This is a genomic window from Agrobacterium sp. 22-214-1 (assembly GCF_053522465.1).
On the sequence record NZ_JBNWCK010000009.1, the window covers coordinates 58245 to 80287 of the forward strand.

At 60.2% G+C, this 22043-nt stretch carries 20 protein-coding genes; 4 read left to right on the forward strand and 16 right to left on the reverse strand.

Annotated elements, in window-relative coordinates:
* Window positions 1–277: 277 nt before the first annotated feature.
* Complete coding sequence (locus ACQZ5G_RS23055; protein ID WP_004432904.1) at window positions 278–1096, reverse strand: helix-turn-helix transcriptional regulator; 819 nt, start codon at window positions 1094–1096, stop codon at window positions 278–280.
* A 107-nt stretch (window positions 1097–1203) separates the two neighbouring features.
* Here ACQZ5G_RS23055 and ACQZ5G_RS23060 point away from each other — a divergent pair, with 107 nt between their 5' ends.
* Entirely contained in the window at window positions 1204–2100 is an 897-nt protein-coding gene (locus ACQZ5G_RS23060; protein WP_448739053.1) for an SDR family oxidoreductase, read from the forward strand.
* A 122-nt stretch (window positions 2101–2222) separates the two neighbouring features.
* Here the strand turns inward: ACQZ5G_RS23060 and ACQZ5G_RS23065 are convergent, their stop codons facing one another.
* Window positions 2223–3545, reverse strand: coding sequence for a solute carrier family 23 protein (locus tag ACQZ5G_RS23065; protein WP_448739052.1), 1323 nt, complete (start codon window positions 3543–3545; stop codon window positions 2223–2225).
* 250 nt (window positions 3546–3795) lie between these two features.
* Window positions 3796–4953, reverse strand: coding sequence for a class C beta-lactamase (ampC, locus tag ACQZ5G_RS23070; protein WP_448739051.1), 1158 nt, complete (start codon window positions 4951–4953; stop codon window positions 3796–3798).
* Window positions 4954–5086: 133 nt separating this feature from the next.
* Here ampC and gcvA point away from each other — a divergent pair, with 133 nt between their 5' ends.
* Window positions 5087–5968: a transcriptional regulator GcvA gene (gene gcvA, locus ACQZ5G_RS23075; RefSeq protein ID WP_448739050.1), complete on the forward strand. Its 882-nt coding sequence runs from the start codon at window positions 5087–5089 to the stop codon at window positions 5966–5968.
* Window positions 5969–5972: 4 nt separating this feature from the next.
* On the opposite strand, the gene chrA is transcribed toward gcvA, so the two are convergent.
* The 5 genes from chrA to ACQZ5G_RS23100 form a co-directional block, all read right to left on the reverse strand.
* Window positions 5973–7181, reverse strand: coding sequence for a chromate efflux transporter (chrA, locus tag ACQZ5G_RS23080; RefSeq protein WP_448739078.1), 1209 nt, complete (start codon window positions 7179–7181; stop codon window positions 5973–5975).
* Between the two features lie 183 nt (window positions 7182–7364).
* Window positions 7365–7847 (reverse strand): hypothetical protein, encoded by a 483-nt coding sequence (locus tag ACQZ5G_RS23085; RefSeq protein WP_078053587.1) that lies wholly within the window; start codon window positions 7845–7847, stop codon window positions 7365–7367.
* A gap of 136 nt (window positions 7848–7983) precedes the next feature.
* Window positions 7984–8526, reverse strand: coding sequence for a hypothetical protein (locus tag ACQZ5G_RS23090; protein WP_448739049.1), 543 nt, complete (start codon window positions 8524–8526; stop codon window positions 7984–7986).
* Between the two features lie 221 nt (window positions 8527–8747).
* Window positions 8748–10616: a coiled-coil domain-containing protein gene (locus ACQZ5G_RS23095; protein WP_004432893.1), complete on the reverse strand. Its 1869-nt coding sequence runs from the start codon at window positions 10614–10616 to the stop codon at window positions 8748–8750.
* A 58-nt stretch (window positions 10617–10674) separates the two neighbouring features.
* The gene (locus tag ACQZ5G_RS23100; protein ID WP_448739048.1) at window positions 10675–11577 is read right to left on the reverse strand and encodes a hypothetical protein; all 903 of its coding nucleotides are present in this window, start codon (window positions 11575–11577) and stop codon (window positions 10675–10677) included.
* Window positions 11578–12150: 573 nt separating this feature from the next.
* Here ACQZ5G_RS23100 and ACQZ5G_RS23105 point away from each other — a divergent pair.
* Window positions 12151–13044, forward strand: a complete 894-nt coding sequence (locus tag ACQZ5G_RS23105; protein ID WP_448739047.1) for a hypothetical protein — start codon at window positions 12151–12153, stop codon at window positions 13042–13044.
* Here ACQZ5G_RS23105 and ACQZ5G_RS23110 read toward each other — a convergent pair.
* The 6 genes from ACQZ5G_RS23110 to ACQZ5G_RS23135 all read right to left on the reverse strand — a co-directional run bounded on the left by ACQZ5G_RS23110 (window position 12936) and on the right by ACQZ5G_RS23135 (window position 19123).
* Window positions 12936–13739 carry an aspartate/glutamate racemase family protein gene (locus ACQZ5G_RS23110; RefSeq protein ID WP_448739046.1) on the reverse strand — a complete coding sequence of 268 codons (804 nt, stop codon included), beginning with the start codon at window positions 13737–13739 and terminating at the stop codon, window positions 12936–12938. The genes ACQZ5G_RS23105 and ACQZ5G_RS23110 overlap by 109 nt on opposite strands.
* Window positions 13740–13750: 11 nt before the next feature.
* On the reverse strand, window positions 13751–14569 hold the full coding sequence (locus ACQZ5G_RS23115; protein WP_004432890.1) for an ABC transporter permease: 819 nt from the start codon (window positions 14567–14569) through the stop codon (window positions 13751–13753).
* Between the two features lie 4 nt (window positions 14570–14573).
* Complete coding sequence (locus ACQZ5G_RS23120; RefSeq protein WP_004432889.1) at window positions 14574–15485, reverse strand: ABC transporter permease; 912 nt, start codon at window positions 15483–15485, stop codon at window positions 14574–14576.
* Window positions 15486–15554: 69 nt separating this feature from the next.
* Window positions 15555–16844 carry an ABC transporter substrate-binding protein gene (locus ACQZ5G_RS23125; protein WP_059758747.1) on the reverse strand — a complete coding sequence of 430 codons (1290 nt, stop codon included), beginning with the start codon at window positions 16842–16844 and terminating at the stop codon, window positions 15555–15557.
* A 30-nt stretch (window positions 16845–16874) separates the two neighbouring features.
* Window positions 16875–17960 carry an ABC transporter ATP-binding protein gene (locus ACQZ5G_RS23130; protein ID WP_443408570.1) on the reverse strand — a complete coding sequence of 362 codons (1086 nt, stop codon included), beginning with the start codon at window positions 17958–17960 and terminating at the stop codon, window positions 16875–16877.
* A gap of 182 nt (window positions 17961–18142) precedes the next feature.
* Window positions 18143–19123 carry a 3'-5' exonuclease gene (locus tag ACQZ5G_RS23135; protein ID WP_004432886.1) on the reverse strand — a complete coding sequence of 327 codons (981 nt, stop codon included), beginning with the start codon at window positions 19121–19123 and terminating at the stop codon, window positions 18143–18145.
* A gap of 191 nt (window positions 19124–19314) precedes the next feature.
* Between ACQZ5G_RS23135 and ACQZ5G_RS23140 the strand changes: the two genes are divergently transcribed.
* Window positions 19315–20217 (forward strand): hypothetical protein, encoded by a 903-nt coding sequence (locus ACQZ5G_RS23140; protein WP_004432885.1) that lies wholly within the window; start codon window positions 19315–19317, stop codon window positions 20215–20217.
* Window positions 20218–20253: 36 nt separating this feature from the next.
* On the opposite strand, the gene ACQZ5G_RS23145 is transcribed toward ACQZ5G_RS23140, so the two are convergent.
* Together ACQZ5G_RS23145 and ACQZ5G_RS23150 are read right to left on the reverse strand one after the other, a co-directional pair.
* Window positions 20254–20667 carry a hypothetical protein gene (locus tag ACQZ5G_RS23145; RefSeq protein WP_004432884.1) on the reverse strand — a complete coding sequence of 138 codons (414 nt, stop codon included), beginning with the start codon at window positions 20665–20667 and terminating at the stop codon, window positions 20254–20256.
* Window positions 20668–20836: 169 nt separating this feature from the next.
* Window positions 20837–21730: a transglycosylase SLT domain-containing protein gene (locus ACQZ5G_RS23150; protein WP_004432883.1), complete on the reverse strand. Its 894-nt coding sequence runs from the start codon at window positions 21728–21730 to the stop codon at window positions 20837–20839.
* Between the last annotated feature and the right edge of the window lie 313 nt (window positions 21731–22043).

Consider the following 22043-nt stretch of genomic DNA (forward strand, 5'->3'; position numbering starts at 1 on the left):
GTATCTCCTCCGAAAGGATGACCAATCCTCCGCGTAGCGGGTGATTATAGCAGCGAGAAATGTGAGCTGATTGCTCCTGCACCAAACTCATCGCACCCGAAAAAGTTTCACGACTTCTCGTTGCTTCGGAACGATTTTGCAAATCCCGGCAGGCGCGGTGACGAAAGAAATGTGCTCGTGGCCGGCAAGGAGATCCCATCGAACGCACGCACAGAGCGTGACCAGTCAGACGCAAGCCACTTGCGCGAGATTTCGACCGAGGGAGAGCGCAAAGGGATCAGCCGGATTTTGCGATCAGCGAGCGAAACCGTTCACTCATTTCGGAGTTGGCGGGATTATAGATCATCATGTTGAGATCCGAGCGTCCCTCCACCGCAAAGCTTGAGAACTCCAGTTCGATTGTTCCGAGAACCGGGTGGTGGAGGCGCTTGAGGCCCTCATGCATGCTTGTGACCTCGTTATCATCCCACATGGCCTTGAATTCGGGGCTGGCGGCCGAGAGCTCATCGACAAGTTGCTGGATGCCGGCGCCAGCGCCGGCGCGCGCGGCATCTGCCCGGAACGCGCCGACCACGTAGCGGGCGACATTGCGCCAGTCCTCCTGGGCGGTGCGCACCCGTTCATCGGAGAAAATCAGGCGCAGAATGTTGCGGTTCTCCCTCGCCAGTTTGCTGTAATCCGTGAGGATGACGGCGGCGGCCCGGTTCCATGCCAGGACGTCCCATGTCGCCGTTCTGATGATCGCGGGGCTGAAGGGCAACGCGTCAAGCACGCCCTGAAGACGGGGCGTTATCGTCTCGGGCTGACGGTAACGCTGTTCGGGCGGATGTCCGAAGGCCAATATATGCAGGTGGTCGCGCTCGGGATCAGTCAGCATCAGTCCCTTGGCGATGCGATCCAGCACATCCGCCGAGGGCGAACCGCCGCGGCCCTGCTCCAGCCAGGTGTACCAGGTCGGACTTATATTGGCGCGCTGGGCGACCTCCTCCCGGCGCAGACCCGGTGTGCGGCGGCGGCCGATGGGAAAACCAAACGTTGCAGGATCAAGCCGCAGGCGGCGATCGCGCAGGAAGGTGCTAAGTGCATTCTCCGTCATTGCATTCCTCGCCGCAACCTGTTGAGAATTATACCATGATAAAGTCACTACTTTAACAGGACAATTCTTCATGAGATCACCCTCCCCGTCAACGCGGGAGATTTTGTATGCGTGTTTTTCTGACAGGTGCCACCGGGTTCATCGGCTCCCGGATTCTTCGTGAACTGCTCATCGACGGCCATGAGGTGATCGGCCTCACCCGCTCGGAGGCCGGCGCAAAAGCGCTGCAGGCCGCTGGAGCTTCCGCCCACATCGCAACGCTGGAAGATGCGGCCAGACTCGCCGGGGGTGCAGAGACTGCCGATGCCGTCATCCATACGGCTTTCGACCATGATTTCGCGAATTTCGCCGCCAATTGCGAAAAGGATCGCCGGGTGATCGCGGCGCTCGGTGCCGTATTGGCTGGTTCCGACAGGCCGATGCTCATCACCTCAGGGGTCGGCATGGGTGATCCCGGCAATGGCGAACCCGCCCGTGAGGATGTGTTCGATACGCATCATTTCAATCCGCGCATCGCCTCGGAACTCGCGGGCCAGGAGCAATTGCGGGCGGGCGTCAATCTCGGCGTCATCCGGCTCCCGCAGGTGCATGACACGGTAAAGCAGGGCCTCATCTCGCCCTATATCGAGATGTCGCGCGAAAAAGGCATCGTCGCTTATGTCGAGGACGGCGGCAATCGCTGGTCAGCCGGCCATGTGGACGATGTGGCGAAGCTCTACGTGATGGCGCTCCTTCGGGCCGAGCGGGGTGCTCGCTATAATGCCGTGGCGGAAGAAGGCGTTATGGTGCGCGATATTGCCGGGATAGTTGCCGAGAGGGTTGGGCTACCGCTCGTTTCCATAGGCAAAGAGGACGCCGCTGGCCATTTCGGCTGGTTTGCCCTGTTCGCCGCCATGGATCTTACGGCCTCCAGCGCGCTCACCCGGGAGAAACTCGGCTGGATACCGACTGGACCGGGCCTGCTCGACGATCTCAGAGCCATGGACTACGCGACGATCGAATAACCGGCAGGCAGGCGTCCGCCTCACGCCTGTCGTCAGGATCAGATGCGGCGAAGATGGCAACACGGCAGCACCGGGAAAACCGATGCTACTTCTCAAGATGGTGAATGTTCAGGCGGCGGGCATTACTTGCCCGACGCCCGCCTGCCGAGGCCCAGCAGATGGTAAAAGGCAATTGCGCCGATTGTCGCTGTGCCGATGCCATCGAGCGTGAAGCCCGCGACATTGAGCTTGAAGTTGCCGGCGCCCAGCACCAGAGCGATACCCACGGTGATGAGGTTGCGCGGTTCGGAAAAATCGACTTTGTTTTCGACCCAGATCCGCCCGGCGGTCGCCGCGATGAGGCCGAAGACGACGACGGAAAGGCCGCCGATGACCGGCCCCGGTATGGTCTGAATGAGCGCACCGAATTTCGGCGAAAAGCCGAGAATGATGGCGACCAGTGCAGCAACGATGAAAACGAGCGTCGAGAAAATGCGGGTTATCGCCATGACGCCCATATTTTCGGCATAGGTCGTCATGCCGGTTCCACCGAAAGCGCCTGAAAACATCGTCGCGATGCCGTCACCGATAAAGGCCCGACCGAGATAACGATCAAGGTTCTGTCCCGTCATCGCGCCTATCGCCTTTATATGCCCGAGATTTTCCGCCACGAGAATGACGACGACCGGAGCAATCAGCGCAATCGCGGAGCCGGAAAATACCGGCGCGGTGAATGTCGGCAGACCGAACCACGATGCGGCCGCAACGCCTGCAAAATCGACCGGTTTGCCGAGACCGAGGCCGTTCGCCACCACGAGATAAGCGATATAGGCAATCGCGCCGCCGAGAAGAATGGGCAAGCGGCGCGCCATGCCGGGCGCATAGACAGCAATCGCGCCGACCGATGTGACCGTCAGGATTGCGATCCAACGCGACAGCTGGTCGCCGTCGGGATTGCCCGGACCGGAGCCGGAAGCGCTTGCGATCGCGATTGGGGCGAGAACGAGACCAATTGCCGCAACGATCGCGCCGGTCAGAACCGGCGGCATCAGCTTTTCGATCCAGTCATGGCCGGCGATCATGACGATGACGCCGATCAGCGCATAAAGCACACCGGCGGCGATGATGCCGCCGAGTGCCAGCGCGATATCAGGACTCGCCGCACCCGCGGCTGCACCCGTTGCCACGAGCACCGGTCCGATGAACGCAAAGGAAGAGCCAAGATAGCTCGGGACACGTCCGCCAACGGCGATGAAGAAGATCAGTGTCGAGATGCCCGAAAACAGAATAGAGACGTTCGGATCAAACCCCATGATCAATGGTGCAAGAACCGTCGATCCGAACATCGCCACGACATGCTGAAGACCGAGCACCGCGGTCTGGCCCGCAGGCAGACGCTCATCGGGCAGGATGCGCCCTTCGGTTTTCAGTCGCCAGCGCGGAAAATAACCACCGGTATCACTCATGTCGTCCCCCCAGGAAACAGCCGGCACGCGCTTCCCGGGTTTTCCGGTTTCAGTTCGTCGCCGCGCAAAAGATTTGCTTTTTTATGATTTGCGCCCGCCTCCGGAGATCGAATCGGCAGCCGATGCATCGTTTCTCCGTTAGCGCGATCGGCTGCACCTGTCATCGGCAACGGACCGTTTCCCACTGTTACGCATTCCGGCGCGGAACAATCAGCTCCCGCGCCGGTAAAATGATACCAGATCGACGGTATTAGCGCGCTTTTTCAAGCGCCGTCAGAATCTCATAGGCCGCCGAAACCCGCTCCTCATTGGGGTAGTTTTTATTGGCCAGAATAACGATCCCCAATTTCTGCTTTGGCATGAACGCCACATAAGCGCCAAAACCATTGGTGGAGCCGGTCTTGTTGATGAAGACATCCTGGCGCGGCTTCATGGGCGGTGAGATTTCGGAAACCGGAACAGTCTTGAGCAGGGCACCGGAATTCAGCTCTCGCAATGTCTTCAGCGGTGCGGGATGGGCGTATTGCTCCCAGACCATGTCCTGCGTCATGGCGCCGACGCTGAAATATCCCGTATGGGTGTTGGTAAGCGCCTGCTGGATTTTTCCGTCCAGCTTTTCCAGTCCCATATTCGCATTGACGAAACGGATCATATCCTCCGCTGTCGATCTGACGCCGTAGGCTTCCGAAGAGAGAACGGCCGGTGTCACGCGGGCGGGCTCGCCCGTTCGCTTATAGCCCTGCGCGTAATCGGCCATCTTTGCCTCGGGCACCACGGTAAAGGTGTTCTTCAAGCCCAGAGCGGGAAAGAGCGTATCTTTCATGGCGTCATCGAAGCTTTGGCCCATGGCCTTTGCGGTGATGTATCCGAGCATTCCGATGCTGGGATTGGCATAAGTTCTGTGTGTTCCGGGCTTGTATGAGGGTTTCCAGGCCTTGAGATAGGCCAGCAACTGCTGTTCCGTCTTGACGTTATCCGGCACCTGCAACGGAAAGCCGCCGGCGGTGTGGGTGCCGAGTTGCATCAGCGTGACATCACCGAAGGGCTTGCCCTTCATGGAGGGAAGATAATTTTCCACCTTGCTCGAGAGCGAAAGCTGGCCATTCATTTCGGCATAAGTGCTGAGGGTGACCGTGAAAGTCTTGGAGATGGAGCCGAGTTCGAAAAGCGTCTGCGCCGTCACCGGCTGGCCCGAGCTTTTGGACATGACGCCATAGGTGAAGATGTGGCTTTCGCCATCGACACTGATACCAACGGCAAGGCCCGGAATGCCGTTTTTCTCCATGACCGGTTTGATCGCGGCATCCGTTATCGCTTTCAGCTTCGCATCATCGGCGGCGAGCGCCTGCGTGAACAGGCCCGTCGAAAGCAAAGTGGCCAGTGCGATATGTCTGCGATTAAGTTTCATCTTTCGCGTTCTCCAAAACCTAGGGTGGATTTTCAGCCCGGGGGCCGTTCCCAGCGAAAGACGTTTAACCGGCCTACATTGCACGAACAAATCATGATATCTCGGAGAAGACACAAGAAAATCTAGGTCTTGAATGGTTCGGCAATTTCTTCCCCTGAACGGCTTACGGGCTTTTGAGGCATCGGCGCGGCACCTGAGCTTCACCCGCGCGGCCATCGAATTATGTGTGACGCAGGCGGCTGTGAGCCAGCAGGTGAAAGGGCTGGAAAAGCGGCTTGGCGTTTCGCTTTTTCAGCGGCTTCCGCGCGGCCTGAAGATTACTGCGGAAGGCGAGGCCCTGCTGCCGACGGTGACAAGTTCCTTCGACCAGATGGCGACGACGCTCGACCGGATCGAGGCCGGGCAGGTGCGCGAATTGCTGTTTCTGGGTGTTGTGGGAACCTTTGCCGTGGGCTGGCTGCTGCCCCGGCTGAAGGCGTTTCAGAAGCAGCATCCCTTCATCGATGTCAGGGTTTCAACCAATAATAACCGGGTGGATATGGCGGCTGAAGGGCTGGATTTCGCCATTCGTTTCGGCCAGGGCTCCTGGCATGGCACGGATGCCTTTCGGTTATTCGAGGCGCCTCTCTCCCCGCTCTGCACGCCGAAACTGGCGGAGGCGCTGAAAACGCCCGCTGATCTGATGGAAGCGACGCTGCTGCGCAGCTACAGGGCCGATGAATGGAGCAACTGGTTTGCCGCGGCCGGCGTGAAGCCCGCGGCGCAGGTGAATGCCGGCATTGTTTTCGATACGTCTCTGGGCATGATGGAGGCCGCCCTGCAGGGGCTGGGCGTGGCGCTGGCGCCGCCATCGATGTTTTCGCGGCATCTGGCCTCCGGCGCGATCATCCAGCCTTTTCCGGTTACCATTTCGCTCGGGAGCTATTGGCTGACCCGGCTGCAATCGAAACCTCCCACACCCGCCATGCAGGCCTTTTCCGACTGGATGTTCGACAGCATCGGCGCTGCGGGATAAGGCTTTACGCCAGGGCGAGCAGAACGCCGCCGGCCGCGCAGAGGACCACCACGGCCCATGGCGGGGTTTTCCAGATCGTCAACAGGATGAAGCCAGTGAGCGCCAGGGTGAAATCCTTCGGTGTGAAGATGGCGCTTGTCCAGACCGGATCATAAAGCGCTGCGCCCAGAATGCCGACAACGGCGGCATTTGCGCCGCGCATGGCGGCCTGCGCCAGAAGGTGCTTGCGGAACCCTTCCCAGAAGGGCAGCGCGCCGACGAGCAGTAACATGCCGGGCAGGAAGATCGCGACAAGGGCGATCGCCGCACCTGCAACGCCGTTGGGCTGCGGCCCCACCACCGCGCCGAGATAGGCGGCGAAGGTGAAGAGCGGGCCGGGCACGGCCTGGGTTGCGCCATAACCGGCGATGAAGGCATCTTCCGTAACCCAGCCCGTGGCGACGACTTCCGATTGCAGCAGCGGGAGCACCACGTGCCCGCCGCCGAAAACCAACGCGCCGGCGCGATAAAAGGCATCGAACAAGGAGAGGCCCTGTGACGCCGCGACCGCCGCAAGCAGGGGCAGCAGTCCAAGAAGCAGGGCAAAAGTGGCGAGCGCAATGTATCCCGCACTTTTCGGGACCCGGAAGGCGAGATGGGTGGCCTGCCGCGCGGCATCGGCGCGACAGAAGACAAGCCCCGCGAGCGCGCCGACGGCAAGCGCCAGGATCTGCCCGAAGGCGCCTGCGACGAACACGACGCAGACGATGCCGGCAAGCGCGATGCTGGCCCGCTCACGATCCGGCGCAAGGCTTTTTGCCATGCCCCAGACCGCCTGCGCCACGACGGCGACGGCAACGATTTTCAGCCCATGCAGGAGGCCGGCGCCGACCGGTCCTTCGATGGAGGCGGCAACCATGGCGAAGAAAAGAAGGAGAATAGCGGATGGCAGGGTAAAGGCCGTCCAGGCCGCCAGCGCACCGAGCGGGCCTGCCCGCAGCAGCCCGAGCGCAAACCCCACCTGACTGGAGGCCGGGCCGGGAAGAAACTGGCAGAGCGCCACGAGATCGGCATAACCGGCCTCATCGATCCATTTGCGCCGCACGACCAGTTCATCGCGAAAATAACCGAGATGGGCGATGGGGCCGCCGAAGGAGGTGACGCCGAGCTTCAGGAAAGCTGCGAAAACTTCGTTGGGCGTTCCCTGTTTGTGGCTGTCAGCTTCGGTGGGCATTGCCTGTGTTGACGACTTCACGAAAGAACTCCCTGCGTGCAACGACTGTTCGTCAACACTATCGGCCCCAAAACGATTTCGGTATCAGACACTATTACGACAGGGATATGAAGAGGCTGGCGGTGGCGACGCCGGAAAGTTAGCAAACTTCCCGGCGTCTTTGGTTATTATCCGGCGAAGGGCCTATCGCTCGGAGGGCAACAATGCGGTGAAGTGCGAAATCCAGCCATTTTCATCGGTGCCGCCGGAAAAGCCCGTCGCATCCCAGATGATGTGATGCCGGTTGCTGCCGTTGTAGATGGTCACCGCGGCGGCGATGGGGGTTGGGGATCGCCATGAGAAGTTTTGGTTGGCGCCCGGCGCGAGGTGGCTGAGGGATTCAAGCTGGACATCGTCGAGGAACAGGACAGTGCTCATCTGGGTCTCATAGAGATATTCCCACCGCGCCTGCGCCAGCCCATTCGCGGCGGCAACGAGAAGGCTGCTCTGCCCCATGGGATCGGCCAGGGCCGCAAGACGCCAAGCGGCGAAGATGCTGGCGATATCCCCGCCGCTGAGCCCGAGACTTGAGAGGAACTCGATGGTTTGGTCATTGCCGAAAGCATTATAGCCTGCTTCACCGAAGGGCCGGATATGCTTGACGACGAAATTGCCAAGAAGTGGCATGTGTATCTCCTTTTGGACATGGACCACCTGTTCCCGGACGTTGGCGTGCAGGATAGCATGGTGGGATCTGTGGTTGATTGGGCGCCGGATAAATCCGGCAATCGATGGAAATGCGGCTGGTGTTCGGCTTAGCGGCTTAGCCGAAGGTGATGGCGACGCGGGCCGGCATTCCAAGGAATTCCTGCAGGCCGAGCCGCGTTCTCGCACCGCCCCGCCCGGCTGGCCATGGATCGAGGATATGAAGTTCGAGATCCTTGCCATTCACGGTGTAGCCGTAGACGAGGTAATAGTGGTACTCCGTTCCGATTACGAAGACGCGGTTGTTATCGATCTCGTGTCTGACGATATCGGCCGTCAGGCCATTGACGAAGTGGCCGCCGGTCGTTTCGTGATCGAAGGCGTTCCACTGACTGGAAACCAGCTGGACGATATTGCTGTTCTGATTGGCGCCGGCCTGTTCATTGATGCCGCCGGTTTGATCCAGAACCTCCGCCAGTTCCCAGCGCTCGCGAACCTCGGGATCGACGGTGGCGAGTGCTGCGGTGTTGCGCCTTGCAATGACGTATTGCGTCGCCGCGGGAAGTCCGTAATAGGCCCGCACCATCTGTTCGACGGCGGCAAAGCACCAGGCGGGGGTTATCTGGGGCACCAGGGCGGGAGGGTTGTTGACTGTTGGCATGGTCTTCTCCTTGTTGAAAATGACAGGGTACGGGTTACAGCCGGGTGCCCGTCGTTGATTACATCTGCTGGGTGTTGAGGTCTGGGTGGTGTTGGCCGTCCTGCCGGCATATGCACCGGCAGGACATTGCCCATGATCCCATGCCCGAGGGGACGTGTTCGGCCGGGACCATGGATACGCTTCCTGCCGGGCCGGGACAGGAGCGGCAGGCTCCCACGGGATCAGGCGGTCTTGCCCAGATCCTGACGATAGGCCTGCAACGACGCGATTTTTGCGTCCGCAGCGGCCTCGCGTTCGGCGACGATGGCGGTGAGCTTCTCCGCGATCCCTGCCAGATAGCCCGGCAGCGCTTCGCTAGGGATATAGGTGCCCTGCAACTTGTTCAGCTTCGACCATCCTTCGGCAAAGCTGCGGTTGAAACGGTCGGAGACGATCAGCACCGCATGCCACTGGGCGGTTTGCCGGACGAAGAACTCGTCGACGGAGCGGATGAGCTGCGCAAAGCGGTTCTTTCGCAGCGTCTCCTGCCCGGCGACATTTTCGATGCCGGTGATCTGATGCTGGGCATCATCTGCAACCGCCTGCATGAAATCGGCGAAGCCCTTGAAGAAGAAGGCGATTTCTTCAACGATTTCCTTCATGCGTTTCAGCGCCGAAATGCTGACGTTGAGCGATTGCACCGCAAGCTTGATCTTGTCATCCTCGGCCTGCTTTCCCTTCAGGAGGGCGTTGATCCTGATGAGTTCGGCCGCCTGGGTACGGCGTTCCTTCTCATAGGCCTCCGCCTTGTCGATCATCTGCATCTGGATTTCGCGCAGGCTCGACGCCTGCTGCTGCTGCTCTTCGGTAAGCTTGCCCAGCCCCTGGGTTAAGGCATCGAGCGAGGCCTGCAGGCTGGAAATCAGGGTTTGCTGCGTGGCGACCTTTTCCTCCTGCGCTTTCAGCTCCGCTGCACGGGCGGTCAGACGTTTGTCGAGTTCGGCAAGCTCGACGGCCTTGCTCGATTTGGGATCCGCGCTCTCCGCGTCCTCCGCAAGCTTCGCCTTGGCGTCCTCGAGCGACTTGACGTCCCCCTTCAGAGCGTCGCGTTTTTCCTCGCTCTTGCGAAGCTCGGCTTTCTTTTCGGAAAGCTCACTCTGCTTGGCGGCCGCATCCGCCTTGCTTCCGCCGCCGGACGGGGTGCGGGAGCCGCCGCCCTGCCCCTGCCCGTCGGCATCCTGCCCGGCCTTGGACTGTCCCGAAAGCGCGCCGCCAACCGACGAGGCCAGCATGGAGGCGGGACCGCCCGCCACCATGGCGATGGCGGGAATTGCGCTTGAAATCATCTGCGCGCCGACACGGACGATCGACATGACAAAAGCACGCTGCTCGGCCGTATTGGCCCGCTGCTCATATTCCCGGGCCTTCTTTTCGAATGCCGCAACCTGTTCCTTGAGATCGTTGACGAGCGATTCAAGCTGTTCCCGCCGCGCGTCCGCCTCCCGGATTTCCCGTTCCATCACCGCTTTATCGGCGAGGCGTTTGCTCAAGGCCGTTTCGCTCATATCCGTGGTTTGCGCCGTGTCCCTGATGATCGCGTCATAGGTCGCAGCAAGGGCAAGAAGCTCGTCTCGAACGCCGAGCGCCCTATCCCGGATACTCGTTGCGAGCTTTATCAGATCGTTGGAGACGAATGCCTTGATTTCGGTCTGATCGTTTTCTTCCCTGACGTCGAGCCAGTCCGGGAAAAGATCGGCGATGGACAGGCCGATGCGGGTGGCCGTCGCCATCGCGTTCTTCATGACTATTTCGCTTTTCTGCTGCGACGTGATCAGCCTGTTCATGATCGCGCTGATGCGGACGCGAATATCGCCGTTTTCCTGCGGCGTCGTGTTATAGGCGATGTAAAGCAGGTCGATCGCATTGTCGGTGTCGCGCTTGGCGCGCTCGACATCATAGGTTCCCTGGATCTTATCGACATAGGACCGGACAAGCGCCGTATCCGACTTGGGAAGGCTGAAATTCGGTTGCGAAACGATCGCATCGACGCCGGCGTCGATCGCGCTGTTGATCTGTGCGGTCCGGCTTTCGAAAGTCACGACATTGTTCATTTTCATGCTCCTGTTGATGGGTGGTTACGGAGAGTCTTTTTTTGGGGGGGTTGATCGTTCACGATCCGCACTGCTTCTTCGCGTCGTCCGGCAGTCCGGCCTCGGTGGAGGAAATGAACTGCGGCACGTCTTTGGTCAGGCCGTCGATCTCGGCGGACAGCCGCGTAACCTGACGTATTTTCGCGTCGTCGGGATTGACCTCGCTCGCTTCCTTCAGAGCGCTGGTGAAGTTGCCGACCTGAATGTTGAAGTCCTGAACCTTGACGTTGATGGTGGAGATCGCCGCTTTGAGCTTGGTGATCTGCTCCTCCAGAGTTTTCACCGCCTTCTGGTTTTCCGCGTGGCTCTGCTGTGCCGCCGCAAGCTGGCGGCGATTGTTTTCGAGCTGGTTGCGAACGCCTTCAAGAGCCGCCCGGGCATTGTCCAGCCGTGGCTGCGCGGTCCGGTATTCCCGCTCCGCATCATTCATCCAGCCCAGCGCCTTCACCGCGGCGTCACCGGCCTGGCAAATTCCCGGCAGAAAAAAGAGGACGCCGCTGCATATTTTTACTCGCTTGGCCTGCTCGTCCCTTTCCTTTCGGGCTTTTTCGAAGGTGGCCTGGCGCGCCTTGACGTTCTCGTTTTCGGACTGAACCAGCTCCTCATAGCCCTTCACGCTGGTTTCGGACTGCACCACCTGCCGCTCCAGCTCGATCTGCAGGTACATGGCCTGCCCTAGCGCCTTCTCGCGGTCGGCGCTGAGCTGCTGTTGGGCCGTCAGATGTTCCATCAGGCACACGGATCGGCGGCCGAGCAGCTCGCGGCTCGCTTCCGCCTGTTCCAGTTTCGACTGGAAAGCCGCCGTCTGCTCGGCGGTGAGGGTGGCCGCGTTCGCAATGGCCGGCTGGCCCATGGATGGAATATCGAATTGCATTGCGAAGGCCGCAAGGCCGGCAAAAACAACGTGTTTAAGTTGCATCATTTCAACCTCCTCTGGAGAATTGGGGATGAATAAAAGGCATGACGGGCTCCATGCGCCGCCCGGCATCGCTGCCGACCGTGCCGGAGACATGGCAGTAACATTCGGATATCAGGCGGTTTCGGACGCATCGTCTGCAACATCGTCAAGACCTAAAAAGCAACCATCAAAGATTGCATTCGGGGCAAATGGACGAAAGATTCCACATCCGACACTTCATTAAATTATGCAATAAAAACAGCAGATAACGCTATTGTCAGCGTTACTCCCGCAAACCGTTTCAAAAGGGAACACATTTTTACGCGCCCCTTAACATTCAATTTATGAGAGTATTTTTTAATACCGCTCAACGGGGCCTCGGGGGAGTGCAACAAAATGCACGCATCTTACGGAGCGGAACCTTTCGGCTGTAACGACTGCCCTGCACGGCCGTCGTCAGCGAACAGAACTCACGTTTTCGAATTCGCCATAAAGTAGCGATGAGCAAAAAACCACGGGAGAAAGGTATCCGGAACAGCAGGCGCCCAAGCTTCAAAGACGCACCCGAAGAGGGACTTCGCCCGGCCTCGGCCGGACATGCTTCGAGAGAGGCTGGACCTACTTGCGAACCGAATCCTGAACGACGGTGCCTTTGGTGATGCTGTCGCCTATCTTTGCACCCACCTATCGAACGCCTTCAAACAGGAGCAGCGCCTCGTCCGTGCGCTCGGAGACTTCGGCGCATTCGCCACCGTCATGTGCGCCGTGGGCATCGCATCGGTCCATGGCGGGCAATTTACGCTGGCGGCGGTTCAGGCAGTCGTCGTTCCACCCGGCTGGGCATCCAGCCGCAGGACCCGCGCATTGATCGACTGGCTGGAACTGGAAAATACCGCACAGCGTCACCCGCCCGGCGACGATAACCGCGAGCGGCCATGGTCGCTAAACGGCTGGATTGTTTCGGCAATCGAGACGCTTGCCAGCACCTATTGCGTCGCGGCCTCGCCGTGGCAAACCCTCCCGGCAACGGAGAGGCCTGCGGAGGAAGCCATCGGAACGGGCGTGCTTATCGACGGCGTGAGCTGGTTTCTGCGGCACGCGCAGGATTTGCCTTTTCTCTCGGAGGAAATGCGGATGTTTCTTGGGCATGCGCCGGGTTTCCTGATCCTGTTGGACCTGCTGTCCGCCGCACAGACAGACGCGTGCGATGCGACGGGTTGCGTGTTCTCTCGCAAGGCGACGGCGCGCGCCTATGGGGTCAGCCGCGCCCATGTCACGGCCATACTCGCCAGGGCCGAGCGGTTGAACATCTTGCAAAGAAACGGACCCAGAATAGTTCTGAGCGACCTAGCATTGCAGAACGTCCAGCGCGATCTGGCCTATCAGCTCGCCTTCGTCGTTTTATGGGCAGAAGCAGTGAGAACGTCTCCGCCGTCTGCCGATGCCCCGGAGAGCCTGTCCGGCCGGAATGGCTCCAGCAAGCCGCGATAGGGCTTGGCGAGCGGCGTGGCATAAGCGCCGCGCTTGGCGGTGGACAACCCCATGGACACCAACGATTCCGCCTGCTTGACGGCCGCCGCGACGCCATCGACAACCGGCACGCCGAATTCATGGCGCAGTTCGGCGGCAAGATCCGCCATGCCGGCACAGCCGAGCACGATCGCCTCCGCCCTGTCCTCTTTCAGGGCCAGCGAGATTTCCTCGCGCAGCCTTTCACGAGCGTTCGAGGCGGGGTCTTCCAGCGACAGAACCGGAATATCGGCGGCGCGCACATTGCAGCGGGCGGACATGCCATAACGGTGGACGAGATGTTCCAGCGGCAGCCGCGAGCGTTCCATCGTCGTGACGATGGTGAATTTCTGCGCAATGAAGGCGGTGGCGGAGACCGCCGCCTCGCAGATGCCGATAACAGGAATATCGGCGAGAGCCCGGGCCGCATCGAGCCCGGTATCGTCGAAACAGGCGATGATTGCCGCGTCGGCTCCGAGCGCCGGCGCCTTTGCCAGCTCCAGCAGCAGGCCGGGCACGGCGAAAACCTCGTCGTAATAACCTTCGATGGAGACAGGGCCCATGGACGAGGTAACGGCCAGTATGTCCGTATCGCGGCCGGCTATCCGCGTCGCGGCGTCGGCAATGGTCGCGGTCATGGATTGCGTGGTGTTGGGATTGATGACGAGAATGCGCATTTTACGTTTCTTTATCCGCGCGAATGGCGGCGATTGAGCGTGACGATCAGGCCGAGCGTGGCCGCGATCACCAGGAAGGAAAACAGGGTTGTAACAGCACCGAGCGCATAAAGCACCGGCGTCGTGACATTGGTGGTCATGCCGTAGATTTCCAGCGGCAGCGTGTTGTAGGTGCCTGACGTCATCAATGTGCGGGCGAACTCGTCATAAGAAAGCGTGAAGCCGAAGAGGCCGACGCCGATCAGGCTGGGCGCGATCATTGGCAGCACCACATGGGCGAAGGTCTGCCACGAGGATGCCCCGAGATCCCGGGCCGCTTCCTCATAGGACGGCGAAAAGCGGTTGAAGACGGCCAGCATGATGAGCACGCCGAAAGGCAGCGTCCAGGTGAGATGCGCGCCGAAGGCGGACGTATACCATGACGGCTCCAGCCCGAGCTGCTGGAACAGAACGCCGATGCCGAGCGAAATGATGATCGACGGCACCACGAGGCTTGCGACCGACAGATAGAACAACGGCGTGGCACCGATGAATTTGCGCCGGAAGGCAAGGCCCGCCAGCAGCGAGACCAGCACGGTAACGGCCATGACCATCAGGCCAAGAGCGAAGGAGCGGCGGAAGGAGCCGCCGAAATCGCCGACGGCCTGCTGTTCGAAGAGATTGCCGAACCAGTGCAGCGAAACGCCGTTCAACGGGAAAGTCAGGCCGCCATTCGGCCCCTGAAAGGCGAGGATGAGGATGGCCGACAGCGGGCCGTAGAGGAACAGCACGAAGAGGGCGAAAAAGAAGGCGAGGATATAGAATTCGCGACCGCGTTTTTCCTGATGCATGGGATCAAAGCTCCTTGCGGATATCGACGATGCGCAGGATGCCCGCGACCATCAGGAGAACGAGGATGAGCAGGATGACGGCGTTCGCAGCGGCGGCCGGATATTGCAGCAGCGACATCTGGTTCTTCATCATCAGCGCCACCGAGGCGCTCTGGCCGCCGGACATGACCTGAACCGTGGAAAAATCGGCCATGACAAGCGTCACGACGAAGATGCTGCCAATCGCCATGCCGGGCTTGGCAAGCGGAATGATGACGTTGCCGAGCGTCTGCCAGCCCGTCGCGCCGGCGTCCCGCGCCGCCTCGATCAGCGATTTGTCGATGCGCATCAGCGTGTTGAAGATCGGCGTGACCATGAACAGCGTATAGAGATGCACCATGGCGAGCACCACGGCGAAATCCGAATAAAGCAGCCATTCGATCGGTTCGGGAATGATACCGGTTCCGACCAGGGCGCTGTTGACGAGGCCGTTTCGCCCAAGCACCGGAATCCAGGAAATCATGCGGATGATGTTCGACGTCAGGAAGGGCACGGTGCAGACGAGGAAGAGCACCATCTGCATGGTGGTGGTGCGAATGTGGAAGGCGAGGAAATAGGCGACCCAGAAACCGCAGAACAGCGTGATCGCCCAGACCATGGCGGCATATTTCAGGGTGTTGAGATAGGTCTGCCAGGTGACCCAGGAGCCGAGCGTTTCCAGATAGTTGAAGGTCACGAAATCGGGATACATCTGGGCGAAATCGTAATCCCAGAAGCTGACGACGGCGATCATGAGGATCGGCAGAGCCAGGAAAAAGCCGAGGATCAGCAAAAGCGGTGCGGCCTGAACATAGGAGACGAGCTTTTGCGGCAGCGCGAAGCTGCGGGGCGGCCTGTCCTTTTTGTCGCTGACGCCGATGAGTCTGACCGTCACCATCATGAAGCCTTTCGCTGTTTATGGGCAGGCACCGGCGGCATTGACCGCCGGTGCCGTCTTTTCAGGACATCAGGCCGCGATGAATTCGTTCCAGCGGCGGACCATGTAGCGGTCTTCATCCATGACGGAGTTCCAGCACGCGACCTTGCCCATGCGTTCCTCGAAGGAGCCGCCATCGCGTACCGCGCCGGCCTTTTCCATGACCTTGCCGTCGGGCGCGATGATATCGCCCTGCGCCGGCTTGCCTTCAACCCAGTAACCCCACTCGTCGGCGGTCATGTGCTCCTTGGCCGTTTCCATGGCGGCGGAATAATAACCCTGGCGGTTGAGGTAAGCGCCGACCCAGCCCGAGGTGTACCAGTTGATATATTCATAGGCCGCATCGAGTTTCGCGCCCGAGAGGTGCTTTGCAAGGCCAAGACCGCCGCCCCAGGAGCGATAACCTTCCTTCAGCGGCTGGTATTTGCAGGCGATGCCCTTGGAACGGACCGCGGCGACTGCGGGCGACCACATGGACTGGATGATGACTTCGCCCGAGGCCATGAGGTTGACGCTTTCGTCGAAGCTCTTCCAGAAGGCGCGGAACTGGCCGTCCTTCTTCGCCTTGATGAGGAAGTCGATGGTCTTGTCGATCTCCTCCTTGGTCATGTTGCCCTTGTCGGCATATTTGATGTTGCCCATGGCTTCCATGATCATGGCCGCATCCATGATGCCGATGGAGGGGATGTTGAGAATGGAGGTCTTGCCCTTGAACTTCGGGTCCATGATATCGGCCCAGCTGGAGATATCGCGGCCGACGAGATCGGGGCGAATGCCGAGCGTATCGGCATTGTAGATGGTCGGGACCATGGTGAAATAATCGGTCTCGCCCTTCGCAAATGTCTTGTCGCCGGGCTTTTCGACGAAACCGACGGTGTGCGGGGCCGTGCCCTGCGCCACAACGCTGTCCGGCTTCAGCTTGCCGTTTTTGAACAGCGGCACGATCTTGTCGTAATATTTCAGCTTCTTGATTTCCATCGGCTGGATGACGCCGGCCGGATAGACCTTCTTCAGGATCCAGTATTCGATATCGGCGATATCGTAGGAATTCGGCTGGGTGACGGCGCGCTGGGCGGCGGCGTCGGAATCCGTCGCCGTCATTTCGAGCGTGATGCCGAGATCGGCCTTGCACTTTTCGGCAATGGCGTTGAGGTTCGATACACCGGTGCCGAACTGGCGGATGGTGATCGGGTTCTGCGCCCAGATAGTCGGGAAGCCGGTGATGAGGCCGGAGCCGATTGCGGCACCCGTAGCGGCTGCGCCCGCCTTCAGGAGGCCGCGGCGGGACAGGCCCTTTTTGCTGTTGGTGGTATCGGTCATTTCAAAGTTCTCCTCTGGTTATTTTTGGGGTCACTTCTCTACCCGGCCGAGCACGATGGCATCGGCCGCATTCCATGAAAGCGGTATGGCGTCTCCGGTCCTGACCGGATTTTCGAAGAAGGCGGCATCGCTGAGGATGACGTTGAAATCCTCGATACCCGCGCCGGTTACTGCGATCTTCACGCTTGCGCCGCGATATTCGACATTCGAGACAATGCCGGTGAAACCGAGACCCGGCTGATCTGCTTCACCGACGCGGACGCGGTCGGTGCGCACGGCGATATCGACCGCGCCGTCATCCGGGGCGACGCCGCTTGCCGTGAAAGTGCCGCCGCCCGCCACTTCGAGCGTGACGAGATCATCCGTTTTTTCCCGGTAACGCCCGGAAATGACATTGTGGTCGCCCATGAAGCGGGCAACGAAGGCGGTGGCGGGACGCTCGAACACCTCGCGCGGGGTGGCCGCCTGTTCGATGCGGCCGTCATTCATGACGACGATGATATCGGCCAGCGCCATGGCCTCTTCCTGGCTGTGGGTGACGTGAACGAAGGTGATGCCGAGCGAGGTCTGCAGCTTCTTCAGCTCGGCGCGCATGCGGATCTTGAGGAACGGATCGAGCGCCGAAAGCGGCTCGTCCAGCAGCAGCGCCTCTGGATCGGTAATCAGCGCACGCGCCAGCGCCACGCGCTGCTGCTGCCCGCCGGAAAGCTGGGCCGGACGGCGGCTGGCATAGGGTTCCAGCTGCATCAGCCGCAGCATTTCGAGCGCCTTCGCCCGGCGGGTTTCCTTGTCCACGCCCTTCATCTTGAGGCTGAAAGCGACATTGTCGACGAGATCGAGGTGCGGAAACAGCGCATAGGACTGGAACATCATCGCCGTGCCGCGCCGGGCCGGAGGCAGATCGGTGACGACTGTATTGCCGAGCCGGACATCGCCGCTGGAGATGCTTTCGTGCCCGGCAATCATCCGCAATGTCGAGGTCTTGCCGCAGCCCGACGGGCCGAGCAGGCAGCAATAGCTCCCGGCCGGAATCTTCAGGCTTATCGCGTGCACGGCGGTGGTGTTGCCGTAAATCTTGGATACGGACGCGATGTCGATTGCTGCGGCTTTGCTCATAAACACTCTCCTGCGACGTCTTTGTCATGCAGGAGGCGTGCCAATTGGCTTAGCCATTGATGTAAAATGATATTTTTCTGCGCTTTGGAGACCCTTGCGCGGACCTGCCCAATTTTACAGCGATTGTTTTCGATTCATTGCAGAAATTGTATGCAATCTGGGGACCCGAAATACCCCGCGCTTCACCCGGCCTTGAACCGGTCGAAAGCGGTGAGATATTTGACGGTGGGATCGGCGTCCCAGCGGTAAATTTCAGTCCGCAGGAAATGCAGTTCCTCTTTGAGCTTTTCCTCCGGCAGCTCGACCCACCAGGATTTCGGCCGGCCATCGGAACCGTCCGACCAGCGATAGCCCCTCTTTTTCAGATGATCCTTCATGTCGAACGGGCTGTTTTCCGCGTAGAGGCGCACTTTTGAGCGCCGGCTTGCCTCATCAAGTTCGGCAAAGGGCGTGGTGCTCTTGCCAGGGCGCGTCTGCTCCAGCACCTCCAGCAGCGCGAAACAATCGTCCACCGCGCGATGGCCATCGTGGAAATAGCCGGATTGCCCGATCAGATAGCCGAGCTTGTTGCCCTCGAAACCACGCGCGCGCCAGTCTATTTCCGAAACGGAGCAGGCCCACGCCTTGTCGCGGAAGATCGGCGAGAAGGCCTCGCAAAAGGGGCGGTCGAAACCGGCATTGTGGGCGATGATCAGATCGGCATGGGCAATGAGGGAGGTCAGCCGGTCCATGTCTATCGCCTGCCCCGCGACCATCTCGTCGGTGATCCCGGTCAGGCGGGTGATTTCTTCGGGAATGGCGATACCCGGCTGCCGCAACCCGCCATAGATGCCGGTGACATCGCCGATTGTGCCGTTATCGTCGAATGTGAAGGCGATGACGCCGATTTCGATGATCTCGTCGGTGCGATGGTCGAGGCCCGTCGTTTCCGTATCGAGGATCACACCCTGACGGGCAAACTCCGGCCTTGGCCGATCGACGACCGCGCGCGGCTGCAGCCGGCGCAGGACACGATAATTACCGGTGGATTCAAGATGTGCGGCAAGGGCCTCATCGTCCGTACCGGTCTTTTGGGCCGTTTCGCGACCAGCGGCTTTTCGCCCTCTTTCAGCCTGCGGAAGCCGCGCTGCCGCGGGAGAGAAAAAATCCAACTGGGAGGTCATTATGCGCCTGTCCGCCTTGCCCGGAAATCAAGATTGAGTATTCCAACATATGCGCACAGGCTCACAGTAACAACAGCGGTCGCTCTCATCCACAGAAACGGCATATCTCACGAGGTACAGTTAAGGGTTGCAGCTTCAATTTACGATGGTAAAAAAAGCGCACCGTTCCCGTGTTTCAGGAGAGAAGAAGAATGCCGCTTCCATCGCCTTCCAACCCGAAAACGCTCGCTGACCAGAGCCGGCTGAAGCTGTTTCCGCTGCAAAGCGGGCCGCATTTCGCCAATGCAGGCCTCACCAACGGGGCGAGCGGCATTGTCTTTACGGGCTATACGCGCGATGCGAGCCTCGACAATGAGGCCTTCTCCTGCTGCGGTAGTTACACCCTGCGCAATTCCGTCCATGCCGCGATTGCCGGCACGACAAGCGACAATTGCACGGTCTTTGCCCTCAAGAGCATCATCAACCAGCGCCCGTGCCTGGCGGTCGGGAAGTTCGACCCGGATGGCAAGCCGCTGGCATTGTCGAAGTCGGAATTCGAAGAGGTCACCAAACCCCTGTTCCAGTTCGCGGACAAGGTTTCGCCGATCCTCGGCAGCGAGCCGGCGCCGGGCATCCAGATCCGCAGCGGCGACGCCTCCTATAATTATCAGGTGGACGCACGCAGCGGCCGCTTCCGCTTCACCTATAAGGACGCCATGAACGGCGGTCGTTTCGGACCTTCGGCCGACGGCAATTTTTCCCTGGAACATGACGGCCATCGCCTCGCCAGAATAAGCGCCGGCGGCAGCTATAGCAGTTCGGACAATTCGATTGCCGCCTCGGCCTATCGCGACCTCGAATCCCGCGGCTTCGAAACGACAGTGCGCAGCGGTCAGGCTTCCGCCATGTTCGGAAGAACCTACACGGAAAGCGCCATTACCCGCAAAATCGGCGTCGGTTACGGCGACACCTCGTTCCGGCGCGAGGATACGCCGGGAGGAACCATCAAGGAAACCCTTGGGCACAAGCTGGACAAGGTCACGCTTGAAGTCTCCCGCACGCGTGACCGGGCGAAGGGCACCGAATATATGCTGACCATCAAGATGGAGCTTTGAGGCTTCGGCAAACGGAACGGCCGCGACAGCGGTTCCTCAGGAAGCCTGCCGATCGAGAAGGTTTTCGCAATTGGCCGGATTGCCGATGATCTCGCTCGTCCTGACGATGGAGGCGGCATCCGCGGTTATCTTGATGATGCAGTCGCGGCGATGTTCCTTGATCTTCATGCCCTCGGTTTCCGAGACCTGCGCCTGCCCGTCGACGGTCTTGACTTCGCGCCTGTTGCTGAGGCCGGCATAAATCTCCCTGTCTACTTTCAGCCAGTAGGATTCGGTTTCGCCGTTTTCGATGATGACCTTGTTCGGGCGGCCGAGTCGGGCGATTGCGGCCTCGCGCGGTTGCCCCACGAAACCTGCGACAGTGCGGGAAATCTCCGTCTCGCCGGCGCTGGTGCACGCCGCAACGACGACCAGCACGGCCGCCAGACATCCTCTTTCAAGCCATCTCATTTCCAGACCATTCCCTACAAAACGTCACCGGCCCCGGTTGTCGGCCAGCGCCCGGGGGTAAATCTAGGCACGATCATTTTGCACGGAAAGATGGAACGGCCGCAAAGCCGATCAACTTGTTATGATCAGCCTTGTTGCGGGAGGACGATTTACCGGTCCGGCGCCGTTTTCACCTGTTGCGGAACACGGTGCAGGGAACGCCCGCCCGCCGGATATCGCCACAAAGCGCATTGGCTTCGGCTCTGGTTTCCCGGCCGATGCGGGCGGCATAACGCGGCCGCGAACCGAAATTCCCGCCCCGCTGCCGCACGATCAAAGCCCGCTCGGCATTCAGCGGTTCCGAAAGCTGCAGGATCGCCCGGGTGAAAAGCCGGTTCGCCACGGCCGGATTATAATGCGCCGCAAGCTGCACGCCCCAGGGCGCCCAGTCGGCCGATGCAATGAGAACGGGATCGTTCATGGTGCGGGTGTCGGCGAGACGCACGCAGGCATCGAGGAAGGAACGGTTGTCATCCAGCGCCGGCGCCGCCTTTTCAGGCGGATTGTCCTTCCATGTCTCCACCGGATAACCGGTGATCGCGAACACATAATCGCGGGTTTCGGTGGGCAGGCGGCCGTTGGCGATGAAGTTCCGCAAGCCCGCCTCCCCCGCATTGTAAGCTGCGGCGGCAAGGCCGAAATTGCCGAACTGTACGTTCAATTCGGAGAGATATCGGGAAGAAGCCTCAAGCGCGGCGATGATGTTGAAACTGTCTTCGAGACCGCGCAACCGCGCCGTTCCCGGCATGAACTGGGCAATGCCCTCCGCCCCCTTCGGACTGACCGCATTGGGCCGGAACAGGCTTTCCCGCCAGATCAGCCGGGCGAAATAATCCGGCGGAACGGCATGGCGGGCAGCGAGCACCTCGATGGCATGACAAAGATCGTTATTGTAACTGCCGGCATTGATGCACAGGTCCGGCGCGACATCATGGGTATAGGCGCAGGCGGTTTTCCCCCCGGCGGGCTGTTCGGCTTGCGCCGCGCCGAAGGCTGCGGTCAGCAGACACAGGGCCAGAGCCATGCGGCTTGTCGATATCCCTGCCAAGCGAAAATCCCCGAAAACTCCAGACGCGATGTGACGATTATCGGCCAATCCGGAAGATATGCCCAGCTTTCCGGCTTGTCATCACGTATCGAACATCGAATGGGCTGGCGCCATCGGATGGGGCGCGGACGGCGGGCAGCCCTTTCAAGTCAATAATGGAGGGTCAACATTCTCTCGACGTCATCCTCGGCCCTGTGCCGAGGATCTAATCACGTCGAATAAAATCAATACGTTGCAGATCCTCGGGACAGGGCCGAGGATGACGTTGGCGTGATTGGCTCGGCTTGCT